Genomic DNA, 11,936 nt, shown 5'->3' on the forward strand with positions numbered 1-11,936 from the left:
CAGCGCATCTACGGATGCGCCGCGTGTCCGGCCCCGCTACCGTTTCAGGAACGGGCCGGTCACCGAGTCCGGCGCGCGCATCATTTGCGCCGGCGTTCCTTCGAACAGGATGCGTCCGCCTTGTTTGCCTGCGCCGGGCCCCATTTCGATCAGCCAGTCGGCGTGGGCGATCACGTCCAGATTGTGTTCGACCGCGATGACGGTGTGGCCGCGTTCGGTCAATGCATCGAACACCGACAGCAGGCGCTGGACGTCCGCCATGTGCAGGCCCGACGTCGGTTCGTCAAATATGTATAGGCTGCCTTCTTCTTGCAGGCGGGCGGCCAGCTTCAGGCGTTGGCGTTCTCCGCCGGAGAGCGTGTTCAAGCGCTGCCCCAGCGACGCATAAGCCAATCCCACCCAAGCGAGCCGGTTCAACGGGTCGGCGGCATCCGCATGCCCCGAAAAGTGCGTTGCCGCCTGCGCTACCGAAAGCGCCAGCGTCTGTGCGATGTCCAGGCCCCGCCAAATAACGGCGCGCGCCTCGTCGTTGAAGCCCGTGCCGTTGCACGCGTCACAGTGCGTTTCCACCGTGTCCATGAATGCCAGGTCGGTCTGGATGAGGCCGAGCCCTTTGCACGCCGGGCAGGCGCCCTGTGCGTTGCTGCTGAACAGGCTGGCGGGTTTGCCGCTGGCCTTGGCGAACAGTGCCCGGATGGTGTCCAGCGCTCCGATGTAGCTGGCGATCGACGAACGCCGCGTACCGCCCAGCGCGCCTTGGTCTATCAGGACGGCGTGCGGGTAGCTGCGCGGTAGTAGACGGTTGACCAGCGTGCTTTTGCCGGAGCCTGCGACGCCGGTCACCACCGTCAGGATGCCGGTGGGGATGGAGACGCTGACGTTGTGCAGGCTATGCAGCGACAGGTTGCGCAACGGCAGTTGGCCCGTCGCCGGCCGGGGTTTGCGCAGGGGCGCTGAGGGCCGGGATAGGCAGCGGCCGGTGAGCGTGTCGGCCTGCCGCAAGCCGGCGTAATCGCCCTGATAGACCACGCGCCCGCCTTCGGCGCCCGCGCCGGGGCCCATGTCCACGACGTGATCGGCGATGGCGATCACATCGGGATCGTGTTCGACGACGAGCACCGTGTTGCCCTTGTCGCGCAGGCTGCGCAGCAGCGTATTCAGCTGGTGGACGTCGCGCGGATGCAAGCCGACGCTGGGTTCATCGAAGATGTAGGCGATGTCGGCCAGGCTGCTGCCCAGGTGCCGCACCATCTTGACGCGCTGCGATTCCCCACCCGACAGGCTGGTCGTCTCGCGGGCGAGGCTGAGGTAATCCAGGCCGATGCCCGCCATCTGCCCCAGACGTTCGACGATGGCCGTCGCAACGGTGGCGACGGGCGCGGCGTTGATCTCGCGGATGAACGGCAAGAGGTCCGTGATCTCCATCGCGGCGCAATCGGCGATGGATTTGCCATGGATCCTGCACGAGAGAATGGTGGGATTGAGCCGCGTGCCGCCACAGTCCGAACACGGCTGGCGGGTGATCACGCGGGCCAGTCCTTCACGTTCGGCTTGCGTCAGGCGGTTGGGTTCGTGTTCCAGATACGCGCGCCTGAAGCGCGGGATGACGCCCTGGAAGCGGGCGGTGGCAGGCCAGCCTGGCAGGGGATCGGGCACGGCCATATCGTCCGCGTAGAGCAGCGTCTGCCATTCGGCTTCGCGATACTTGGACAGGGGCTTATCGCAATCAAACAATCCGGCGCAGACATAGCGCTTCCAGCGGTACGTGCCGGGCGCGAAGGTCGGGAACCGGATCGCGCCCTGGTTCAGGGATTTGTCGCGGTCGAGTAATTCCTCAAGATCCAGGCGGTCGACCCAGCCCAGCCCCTGGCACGTTGGGCACATGCCTTGGGGGTGGTTGAAGGAAAAGACATTGGCGTAACCGACGAAGGGCTGGCCGGCGCGCGCGAACAGCAGCCGCAGCAGGGGCTGGATGTCGGTGACGGTGCCTACCGTCGAGCGCGCGTTGCCTCCAAGCGGCTTCTGATCGACAACGATGGAGGCAGGCAGGTTGCGCAGGGCGTCGGCAATGGGCTGGCCGTAATGCGGCAAACGGTGGCGGACGAAGGCGCTGTGGCTTTCGTTGAGTTGGCGCTGCGATTCGGCGGCGATGGTGTCGAACACCAGTGACGATTTGCCCGACCCCGATACGCCCGTGAACACGGTGATGCGATGCTTGGGGATGCGCAGGCTGACGCCTTGCAGGTTGTTCCCGCGCGCGCCGACGATTTCCATGTCGCGGTACGCGGGGGCTTCGTGAGGATTGCGTTTGCTCATGGACGCCCCGCTTCTAGCAAAGTCATTTCCAGCGGGAAATCAACCGCCAAGAGCGCTTACTGATGCGCTACGCGGCCTTGCCGCCCGCCGCGCGCACGAAGTTCTCTTCCAGCACGCTTAACACCCGGTTCAAGGTCTCGACATCGTTGGCCGACAGCCCCTTGAGCGATTCATCGAAGAAGGCTGCGCGCTTGGGCAGGGCTTCGTTCACCACGGCCTGACCCGCCGGGGTCAGTGTAGCGTTGGTCAGCCGGTTGTCTTGCGCGTCGACCGCGCGCGAGATCCATCCCAGCTTCTGCATGGCCTGCAGTTGGCGCGTCAATGACGCGGGGTCCAGGCGGCAGCGTTCGGCCAAGTGCTTCTGCGAGCATTGCCCGCATTCATGCAGCGCGAGCAGGATGCGCCAGCGGGGCAGGGCGTGGCCGACTTTGCTGCTGAACGCGCTTTGCATCACACGGTACGTCTGCCCCATGTGCTGGATGACTTGCAGGCCTTGTTGTTGTTTGGGCAAAAGCTACTCTCCGACGCTTGCGGGCTCCGCTTTCGGAGGCCGGGCCAATTGCACCAGGGGCACGCGCCGCACGCACCACAGCGCGAAGATGGCGACGGCCAGGGCGATGAGCTGCCCTTCGTGGATGGCGCCTACCAGCGCGACCCGCGCGATCTCGATCAACGACGTCCCGTCCTGGCCTTGATGCGCCAATTGTGCCAGGAACTGCGTTTGCGCCGCCGGATTGACCAGCATCTGCGGGTCGTTCAGCTCGGGCAGCCATTGCGCCGAGGCGCCGCGCAAGGTGGATTCGACGCCGCTGAAGTAGCTGTGGCTCACCATGGTGCCGACAACCGCGGTGCCGAGCATGCCGCCGATCATGCGCAGGGACTGCAGCAGCGCCGTGGCGATGCCCAGGTGCGTGCGCCCGGCGGTCTGCTGCGCAAAGACGGTCAGGTTGGGCATGATGAAGCCCATGCCCAGGCCGGCCATCAGCATGTAGGCGGCGATCAGCCCATGTGACGTATAGCTGTGGGTGGTAACAATACCCAAACAGGACAAAGCCATCAGCAGGAAGCCGGCGTAGAGCATCCGGTTGGGGTTGCGGATGCGCGTGATGACGCGGCCGTTGATGATGCTGCCCACCGTGATGAAGACGACCATGGGCGTGATCAGCAGGCCGGCGTCCTGGGGTGACAGGCCAAAGCCGCCTTGCAGCAGCAAGGGCGCGTAGAACAGCAGTGAATACATCGTCACGCCCACAAGCAGCGCCAGCGTGAAGAGCGTGGCCAGGCCGCGGTTGCGGAACATGTCCAGCGGCAAGAGCGGGTGCGGGCAGCGCTTTTCCCACCAGTACAGCAGCGCGAAGGCGGCGACGCTGCCCACGCCCAGCAGCACGATCGCCGTGCTGATGCCTTCCTTGGGCAACAGCTCGACCAGCAATTGCAGGCTGCCGAGTGCCAGCGCGATCAGCACGGCGCCCTGCCAGTCCAGCCGCACCTTGCCGGACGTATGGTTGCGCAGGTGCGGCAGGTAGCGCGCCACGAACCACAGGCCCAGGATGCCGATGGGCAGGTTCACGTAGAACACCGAGCGCCAGCCGTAATGCTCGGTCAGCGCCCCGCCCAGCGTCGGACCCACCGCATTGGCGATGCCGAAGGCGGAGCTGAGCATCACCTGCCAGCGCAGGCGCACGTGGGGGTCGGGGAACAGATCGGGGATGGAGGCGAAGGCCGTGCCCACCAGCATGCCGCCGCCGATGCCCTGCAAGGCCCGCGCCAGCACCAGCGTGAACATGCTGTTGGCCGCGCCGCACAGCACCGAGGCCAGGGTGAACAGGATGATCGCCGCCACCACGAAGGGCTTGCGGCCGTAGTAGTCGCCCAGCCGGCCGAAGATCGGCACCGTGATCACCGAGGTCAGCAGGTAAGACGTCGCAACCCATGCATACAGTTCGAATCCCTTGAGTTCGGCCACAATGGTCGGCAACGCGGTGCCCACCACGGTCTGGTCGATGGCGACCATCATCATGACGAAGCACATGCCCAGCATGGCCAGCAAGGTTTGGCGGAAGGGAAGCACCTGTCCGGGCGAATGCGGGGTGCTGGGGGTGGGGGCGGGCATTGTTGGATGCATCAACGATTGATAGATCAATCATTCTAGTCCTACAATCCGCCAGACAGAAAACCGTCAGCTTCATGACCTCGCCAACGGTCTGCGGCGGGGGTGAATGGCCCGGGTTTTGGCATTGAGGCCCGATCGGGCATCGCGAAGCCGGTCTGATTTGTTACGATAGCGGAATCTGCACGCTGGTCATGCCGGCGTCTTCAGCAGGCCTTCCTTGGTAGACCCTCTTTCTTGGCGCCGCAGCCGCAGGCTTCCGGCAGGAGCGAGGACTCGCCCTAAAAGGCATAAAGCTCCAATTGGCGCGTGGTTTTCCACCGCTACAGCACCATCCCCGCGCTTGGGCGCGGTGGGCGGCATTCAAGGATTTCCAGTCGAGGTACCGACGGGGCGGCAATGAAAACGTGGTTCAAGCGCATTTTGATAGGCCTGGTGGTGTTGGTTGTCGTGGCCGTCGTTGGCCTGGCCATCTTCTTGCTGACATTCGATCCCAACGCGTACAAGTACAAGCTGGAAGAGCTTGTGCAGGAACGCTATCACCGCACCCTCACGATCGACGGCGAGATCGAGCTGTCGCTCTTCCCGCGTATCGGCCTCTCGGTGCAGGGCGTCTCGCTGTCCGAGCCCAATAGCCCGGACACCTTCGCCTCTATCGAAAGCACCCGCCTGGCGGTTGCGGTGTGGCCGTTGCTGTCCAACAGTTTCGTGGTGGACCACGTGGCCATCAGCGGCTTCAAGGCGCGCGTGGTGCGCGACAAGGAAGGCCAGTTCAACTTCAGCAATCTCGTGGGCGGCACGCCCGCGATCACCACCGCGCCGTCCAATCCGGCCGAAGCGCTGGTGGGGGCCGCCCAGACCGCGGCGCAGGCCATCACCAGCGGGACGTTACCGCCGTCGCGCAACAACATGCAGATCGACATCGCCGGCCTGGACCTGAAGGACGGCGAAGTGCAGTTGCAGGACGCTATTTCGGGCATGGCAGTGGCCGTGACCAAGATCAACGCCAACACCGGCCGCGTCACCTTCAACCAGCCGTTCGATGTGCGCCTGACGGCGCGCGTCGAAGGCGGCAACCCCCGTGTCGACGCCAACCTGACCGGCCAGGCCCTGCTGACGCTGGACCCCTCGGCCAAGCGCTATGCAGCCCAGAAGCTGGATCTGCGCATGGACGGCAAGCTGCCCGGCGCGGAAGCCAAGAGCCTGGCCATGCGCGGCAACCTGGCCTTCAATGGTCAGAAGTCGGCGCTGGACGTGGCTGGCCTGGAAGTGGTTTTCCAGGGCGACATCACCGATCCCGCCGCGCGCGCCACCAATGTGGAAGCCAGCGTGGCCATGCCCAAGCTGGCGATCGATCCGCACAAGAGCCAGCTGCAAATCGAAAAGCTGGCCGTGCGCGCCAAGGGCAATTCCACGGATGGCCCGTTTGAACTGGCCGTGGACGCGCCCGCGCTGAACATCTCGCCCGCGTCGGCCACCGGCGAAGCGCTGACCGGCCGCGTGCGCATCAGCGGCCTGGACGCCAGCTTCGGCCTGAACGGCATCAGCGGCAACGCCGCCGAGCTGGATATCAAGGAAGCCAAGCTGGACAGCACGTCCAAGAACGGCGAACGCGTGGTCAAGCTGAATTTCGCTTCGCCGCTGACCTTGAACCTGCTGCAGCGCAGTGGCGGCCTGCCCGGACTGCGGGGCGACGTGAACATCACGGATCCAGGCCTGCCCAAGGGCAATCTGCAAATTCCGGTGATTGGCAGCTTGAACGTGGACCTGCTCAAAGACCAGGCCACCAGCAAGATCAACGCCGTGCTGGAAGGCGGCAAGTTCGACCTTAGCGCCGACATCACCAAGCTGTCCGATACGCCGCTGGTGAATTTTGCGCTGGCCGTGGACACGCTGGATCTGGACAAGCTGGTGCCGCCTGTTGCGGCAGCGCCGGCCAAGCCGCCCGCCGAGGGCAAGAAAGACGAGTCCAAACCGGCAGCGCCCGCCGCGCCGGCGGATGACTCGATCAACCTGTCCGCGTTGATCGGCCCCAGCGTCAATGGCACCCTGAAGGTCGGCAAGCTGGTCGTGCGCGGCCTGAAGGCCGATGACGTGGCCGCCGCCGTCAAGCTGGACAAGGGCAAGCTCGAGATCTCCAGCCTGACGGCCGGCCTGTACGGCGGCAAGCTGGCGGGCGCGCTGTCGGTTGACGCTGCCCAGGGCAACCAGTTGGCCACCAAGATGTCATTGGCCGGCATTTCGATCGAACCGCTGCTGATGGACCTGGCAAAGCAGAACGTGCTGAGCGGCACGGGCAGCCTGGCGCTGGACCTGAAGACTGCGGGCGCCAATGTCTACGCCATGAAGAGCGGCCTGGGCGGCACCTTGCAACTGCGCCTGCGTGATGGCGCGGTCAAGGGGATCAACCTGACGCAGACGCTGCGCGAGCTGAAGGCGGCATTCAAGCCGGAATCGCAAGACGAGACCGTGCCCGCCGACACCAGCAAGCAGACGGAATTCTCCGAGATGGATGCCGACCTGGCCTTCACCAAGGGTGTGGCTGCCGTGAAGCGCCTGAACGTCGTATCGACGTTGCTGCGCGTGACTCAAGGCGATCCGGCCAGCATCGACTTCGTGAAGGACGAACTGAACCTGGTGGCGCGTGTGCGCGTCGTCAACCCGGCGGCCGACCCCGAAGGCAAGGAACTGATCGACCTGAAGGACGTGACGATCCCGGTGCACGTGAAGGGGCCTTTCGACAAGCCGTCCTATACGGTGATGTGGAAGGACGCGATCGGCAACATCCTCAAGCGCAGCCTGGAAAACAAGCTGCGCGAGGCGGTGACGGGCAAGGGCAAGAACGGCGCGGCCGTGGACAAGGCCTTGAAGGGATTGCTGGGCAAATGAGCACTTCGGACTTCCAGCCTATCGCGGAATGCGGCGTGACGCCGCAGCCCGCCGCGGCCGCCTACCACCGGCAATGGTTGATCGCCAATGATTCCGGCCAGTGGCTGAACCGCGAACTGTGCCCGCGGCTGGCCGACGTGTCGGTGGAATTGCGTCTGGGTTATCTGGTGCTGAAGGCGCCGGGCATGCTGCGCATGGACATTCCGCTAGACGTCATCGAAGACGACGACAGCGTGCGCTACAGCATGAAAGTGGGCGAACAGACCATCGACGTGGTCGACGAAGGCGAACTGGCCGCGGCCTGGATCTCGAACTTCGTGCAGGTGCCTTGCCGCATCATGAAGGTGCACCCGGATACGCCCGTGGCCGTCTGGCCTGCCTGAACCGGTTCAGGAAAGCTGCCGGAGGGATCCGGCGGCGCGCTCTCAGGCGCCTGCCTTGGCGCGCTTGTATTCGAAAGCGGTATGCGCCAGCAGGCCTGCCGCCAGGCCCCAGAAGGCCGATCCGATTCCCCAGAAGCTGAAACCCGATGCCGTCGCCAGCAAGGTGATGAGCGCGGCTTCGCGCCGTTGCGGATTGGCCATGGCCGCCGCCATGCCGCCCATGATCGTGCCCAGCAGCGCCAGGCCGGCCAGCGCGGCCAGCAGTGCCGCGGGCAAGGCCTGGAAGAAGACCGCCACCGCGCCCGCCACGACGCTCAATCCGACATACCCCAGCCCATAGGTGGCCGCCGCGATGTAGCGCTTGGCGGGATCGGGGTGGGCTTCGGGGCCGGTGCAGATGGCGGCGCTGATGGCGCCCATCGTCACGCTGTGCGCGCCGAAGGGGGCGGCCAGCAGGCCCAGCAGGCCCGTGGCGGCCACGATGCGGGAGGCAGGGGGGCGATAGCCGGCGGCTTGCAGGATCGCCAGGCCGGGCAGGTTCTGCGACGCCATGGCCACGACGAACAGCGGGATGCCCAGGCTGACCGCGGCCTGGGCGCTGAAGGCGGGCGTGGTCCAGACGAATTCCGTCAGGTGCCAGTCCAGCAGATCCAGCCGGATCAGGTCCAGCCCGAACGCCAGCGCGATGGCGACCACCATCACCACCAGCACCGCATAGCGCGGCGCCCAGCGCCGACAGGCCAGGTAGGTGGCGCACATCGCCAGCACCAGCGCCGGCTGCTTGCCGACGTTGCTGAAGATGCCCATGCCGAAGTTGAGCAGTACGCCGGCCAGCATGGCGGCGGCGATTTCACCGGGAATCCGGCGCAGGATAGGGTCGATCCAGCCGAACAGCCCGCAGATCAACGTCAAGCCGGCGGCCAGCACGTAGGCGCCGATTGCTTCATTGAACGGGACGCCGACCAGTGCGGTGACGAGCAGCGCAGCGCCGGGCGTGGACCAGGCCATCACGATGGGCAGGCCGGTGCGCAGGCTGTAGAACGCGCCGCCGAAGCCGAACGCCAGGCTCAGCGAGCCGATCCAGGAGCCAATGCGCGCCGCGTCCAGGCCGGCTGCGTGGCCGGCTTGCACCATCAGGACGGCGGTGCCGCCGAAGCTGACCAGTACGGCGACCAGGCCGGCGGCGACCGCGGACGCGGAGATGTCGCGGCGGGCGTGATGGGGTGCGGGGGACGGGGAGGGAAGGTTGATGCCGGACTGCGTCGTGTCGCTCATGAGGCACCGGTCAGGCGGCGGTACTTGGCCATGAGCTGTTCCTGGCCTTCGTTCCATTGCGGGTGCAGTTCAATGCACTCTACCGGGCACACCACCTTGCACTGGGGTTCGTCGTGATGGCCGACGCACTCCGTGCATTTGTCGGGATCGATGACGTAATAGTCCTCGCCCATGGAAATCGCGTCGTTCGGGCACTGGGGCTCGCAAACGTCGCAATTGATGCATTCTTCGGTGATCAGCAGGGCCATGATGGGCAGCGGAGGAAAGCCGGGGGCGACCCACATTGTACTGCCGGGCAGAAAAGCGCAAGAAGGGCGCGAAATCGCGCCCTTCCGGGATGGTGCGGGGCGTGGCGGATCAGCCCGGCCAGGACTGTTCGCGGCGTTCCTTGGCTTTTTCCTGCAACCAGCGTTCCACTGACGGGAACACGAACTTGCTGACGTCGCCGCCCAGTTGGGCGATTTCGCGCACGATCGTGCCCGAAATGAACTGGTATTGATCCGACGGCGTCATGAACAGCGTTTCCACGTCGGGCAGCAGATGGCGGTTCATGCCGGCCATCTGGAATTCGTATTCGAAGTCGGACACGGCGCGCAGGCCGCGGACGATGACTCGCCCGCCTTGGTCGCGGACGAAATCCTTCAGCAGGCCGCCGAAGCTCTGCACTTCGACGTTGGGATAATGGCCCAGGACTTCACGGGCGATCTCCACGCGTTCGTCGATGCTGAAGAAAGGCTTCTTGTTGCGGCTGAGGGCGATGCCCACCACCACTTTGTCGAAAAGCGTGGCCGCGCGGCGGACCAGGTCTTCGTGGCCCCGGGTCAGCGGGTCGAAAGTGCCGGGATATACAGCGATGATCATGCGAGCTCCGTACCGTTATTAGTGGTGTACACCATCCTCCGAAGCTCGGATTATTGATCTATTTCCGCAATGCAGCAAATTCGAGCAGATGGTAGTGGACCGCGCCTGCCTTGTCCTGCCGCAAGATCTGGAATCCTTCGGGGGCTTCGATGGGGGTTTCCGCCTCGACATAGACTAGCCCATGCTCGGCCAGAATGCCCGGCAGGATCGGCCACAGGCGCGGCAGCCAGCCCTGTCCGAAGGGTGGATCCAACAGGATGAGGTCAAATCGGGACGCATCCATCCGTTCGGCGACCTGCATCGCATCGCCCACATGGATGCGTATCATGTCGGCTTTGAGCTTGTCGCGCAGTGTCCGCAGCGCGGACGCCGCGGTCTTGTCCCGCTCGACCATCTGCACATGCGCCACGCCGCGCGAGGCCGCCTCGAATCCCAGGGCGCCGCTGCCGGCGAACAGATCCAGCACCTGCTTGTCGGCGAATTCGCCGGCCCACAGGTGATTCAGCCAGTTGAACAGCGTCTCGCGCACCCGGTCGGGCGTGGGGCGCAGCGTCTCCACGTCGGGCACGGCGATGGGGGTGCGCCTGTATTGGCCACCGACGATACGAATATACTTGTTACCCATGTTTAGCCGCTTCTTCAAGAAAAAAACCCCTCCGCCCGCCGCGCCGGCCCAGCCCGCGCCGCCGCCAGAGGTCGTAGACGCCGTCGTGGCGCCTGCGCAGCCCGCTGCCGCGCCGGTGATTCCGCCGCCGCCCGCCGCGCCTGCTCCGACTCCCGAGGTCGTTGCACCGGCGCCCGCGCCGGTTTCCCGTCCTGCTTTCGAGCCGACCCCCGCACCGACCGCGCCTGCCGCGCCGCCGGCTGCGACGCCTACGCCGACTGTAGCGCCGTATGCGCGAGCCGAGGCACCGGTTCAAACACCGGTTCAAGCTCCGGTCCAGGCCCCCGTCCAAGCGCCGATGAGCCCACCGCCCGTCGCCGTGGTTCCAGCCGCAGCGCCTGCGCCCGCACCGGCACCCACGCTGGCTCCGGCGCCGCCTGTCGCGGCAATCGCCCCGGCGCCGGCCCCTGTGCCTGCGCCGCCTCCTGCCGCTGAACCGGTTGCCGCCGAAGCGCCCAAGAAGGCGTCGTGGCTGTCGCGGTTGAAGCAAGGTTTGTCGCGCACCGGCCAGAGCATTGGCGGCATCTTCATCGGCGTCAAGGTCGACGAAAACCTGTTCGAGGAACTCGAATCGGCGCTCATTATGGCCGATGCCGGCCTCGAGGCCACCGAGAAGCTGCTGACCGCGCTGCGTGCGCGCGTCAAGAAGGAACGCATTGAAGACCCGGCCAAGGTGAAGACGGCGCTGCGCCAGTTGCTGGCCGATCACCTGCGTCCGCTGGAGCGCGCCTTTGACCTGACTCGCGCGAAGCCGCTGGTGGTGATGATCGCCGGCGTGAACGGCGCGGGCAAGACGACGTCCATCGGCAAACTGGCCCACACGTTCCAACGCCAGGGCGCCAGCGTCCTGCTGGCCGCGGGCGACACGTTCCGCGCCGCGGCGCGCGAACAGCTCGTGGAATGGGGCAGCCGCAACAACGTTAGCGTGATCGCGCAGGATGGCGGCGACCCCGCCGCCGTGGCGTTCGACTCGGTCAACGCGGGCCGCGCGCGCGGCATGGGCGTGGTCATGGTGGATACCGCCGGCCGCTTGCCCACGCAGCTGCACCTGATGGAAGAACTGAAGAAGATCCGCCGCGTCATCGGCAAGGCGGACGCCACCGCACCGCATGAAGTGCTGCTGGTGGTGGACGGCAACACCGGGCAGAACGCACTGGCGCAGATCCGCGCGTTCGACGCGGCCATCACGCTGACGGGCCTGGTCGTGACCAAGCTGGACGGCACCGCCAAGGGCGGCACCTTGGCAGCGGTCGCGGCGGGTAGCCAGGGCGTACGCCCGATTCCGGTCTACTGGATCGGCGTGGGCGAAAGCCTGGAAGACTTGCAGCCGTTCGTGGCGGACGAGTTCGCCGCGGCCTTGCTGTCGGACTAAGCCACCCGCAGAAGGAACAGAGAAACGGGGCGGCGCGCAAGCGCCGCCCCGTTTCTATTGGCGCTG

At 65.8% G+C, this 11,936-nt stretch carries 10 protein-coding genes; 3 read left to right on the forward strand and 7 right to left on the reverse strand.

Translation table 11 applies throughout. The features are described 5' to 3' along the window. Positions 1–36: 36 nt before the first annotated feature. From AC3WMU_RS15400 to AC3WMU_RS15410, 3 genes are all read right to left on the reverse strand, one after another. A complete protein-coding gene (locus AC3WMU_RS15400) occupies positions 37–2,316 on the reverse strand; it encodes an ATP-binding cassette domain-containing protein (RefSeq protein WP_492282608.1) in 2,280 nt (759 codons plus the stop codon). Between the two features lie 67 nt (positions 2,317–2,383). Beyond that, positions 2,384–2,827, reverse strand: coding sequence for a MarR family winged helix-turn-helix transcriptional regulator (locus AC3WMU_RS15405; RefSeq protein WP_006227593.1), 444 nt, complete (start codon positions 2,825–2,827; stop codon positions 2,384–2,386). 3 nt (positions 2,828–2,830) lie between these two features. After that, complete coding sequence (locus tag AC3WMU_RS15410) at positions 2,831–4,429, reverse strand: MDR family MFS transporter (RefSeq protein WP_006227595.1); 1,599 nt, start codon at positions 4,427–4,429, stop codon at positions 2,831–2,833. 396 nt (positions 4,430–4,825) lie between these two features. Here AC3WMU_RS15410 and AC3WMU_RS15415 point away from each other — a divergent pair, with 396 nt between their 5' ends. Beyond that, on the forward strand, positions 4,826–7,315 hold the full coding sequence (locus tag AC3WMU_RS15415; protein WP_424626465.1) for an AsmA family protein: 2,490 nt from the start codon (positions 4,826–4,828) through the stop codon (positions 7,313–7,315). Further along, a complete protein-coding gene (locus tag AC3WMU_RS15420) occupies positions 7,312–7,698 on the forward strand; it encodes an MOSC N-terminal beta barrel domain-containing protein (protein ID WP_088589299.1) in 387 nt (128 codons plus the stop codon). Before AC3WMU_RS15415 ends, AC3WMU_RS15420 begins: the two co-directional genes overlap by 4 nt. A 42-nt stretch (positions 7,699–7,740) precedes the next feature. Here AC3WMU_RS15420 and AC3WMU_RS15425 read toward each other — a convergent pair whose 3' ends face one another. The 4 genes from AC3WMU_RS15425 to rsmD all read right to left on the reverse strand — a co-directional run bounded on the left by AC3WMU_RS15425 (position 7,741) and on the right by rsmD (position 10,459). Then, the gene (locus AC3WMU_RS15425; RefSeq protein ID WP_006227599.1) at positions 7,741–8,973 is read right to left on the reverse strand and encodes a benzoate/H(+) symporter BenE family transporter; all 1,233 of its coding nucleotides are present in this window, start codon (positions 8,971–8,973) and stop codon (positions 7,741–7,743) included. Continuing rightward, positions 8,970–9,221, reverse strand: a complete 252-nt coding sequence (locus tag AC3WMU_RS15430) for a YfhL family 4Fe-4S dicluster ferredoxin (RefSeq protein WP_492282815.1) — start codon at positions 9,219–9,221, stop codon at positions 8,970–8,972. Before AC3WMU_RS15430 ends, AC3WMU_RS15425 begins: the two co-directional genes overlap by 4 nt. A gap of 109 nt (positions 9,222–9,330) precedes the next feature. After that, on the reverse strand, positions 9,331–9,834 hold the full coding sequence (gene coaD / locus AC3WMU_RS15435) for a pantetheine-phosphate adenylyltransferase (RefSeq protein WP_006227601.1): 504 nt from the start codon (positions 9,832–9,834) through the stop codon (positions 9,331–9,333). A 58-nt stretch (positions 9,835–9,892) separates the two neighbouring features. Then, positions 9,893–10,459 carry a 16S rRNA (guanine(966)-N(2))-methyltransferase RsmD gene (rsmD, locus tag AC3WMU_RS15440; RefSeq protein ID WP_006227602.1) on the reverse strand — a complete coding sequence of 189 codons (567 nt, stop codon included), beginning with the start codon at positions 10,457–10,459 and terminating at the stop codon, positions 9,893–9,895. A 337-nt stretch (positions 10,460–10,796) separates the two neighbouring features. On the opposite strand from rsmD, the gene ftsY reads away from it, so the two are divergent. After that, positions 10,797–11,870 (forward strand): signal recognition particle-docking protein FtsY, encoded by a 1,074-nt coding sequence (ftsY, locus tag AC3WMU_RS15445; RefSeq protein WP_192816753.1) that lies wholly within the window; start codon positions 10,797–10,799, stop codon positions 11,868–11,870. Positions 11,871–11,936: the final 66 nt, after the last annotated feature.

This window comes from Achromobacter sp. FW305-C-13 (assembly GCF_058783475.1).

What these genes read in the sequence shown, in the direction of transcription:
- AC3WMU_RS15400 (WP_492282608.1), bottom strand. Translation starts at nt 2,316, where the DNA reads ATGAGCAAACGCAATCCTCACGAAGCCCCCGCGTACCGCGACATGGAA.
- AC3WMU_RS15410 (WP_006227595.1), bottom strand. Translation starts at nt 4,429, where the DNA reads ATGCCCGCCCCCACCCCCAGCACCCCGCATTCGCCCGGACAGGTGCTT.
- AC3WMU_RS15415 (WP_424626465.1), top strand. Translation starts at nt 4,826, where the DNA reads ATGAAAACGTGGTTCAAGCGCATTTTGATAGGCCTGGTGGTGTTGGTT.
- AC3WMU_RS15420 (WP_088589299.1), top strand. Translation starts at nt 7,312, where the DNA reads ATGAGCACTTCGGACTTCCAGCCTATCGCGGAATGCGGCGTGACGCCG.
- AC3WMU_RS15425 (WP_006227599.1), bottom strand. Translation starts at nt 8,973, where the DNA reads ATGAGCGACACGACGCAGTCCGGCATCAACCTTCCCTCCCCGTCCCCC.
- AC3WMU_RS15430 (WP_492282815.1), bottom strand. Translation starts at nt 9,221, where the DNA reads ATGGCCCTGCTGATCACCGAAGAATGCATCAATTGCGACGTTTGCGAG.
- coaD (WP_006227601.1), bottom strand. Translation starts at nt 9,834, where the DNA reads ATGATCATCGCTGTATATCCCGGCACTTTCGACCCGCTGACCCGGGGC.
- rsmD (WP_006227602.1), bottom strand. Translation starts at nt 10,459, where the DNA reads ATGGGTAACAAGTATATTCGTATCGTCGGTGGCCAATACAGGCGCACC.
- ftsY (WP_192816753.1), top strand. Translation starts at nt 10,797, where the DNA reads ATGAGCCCACCGCCCGTCGCCGTGGTTCCAGCCGCAGCGCCTGCGCCC.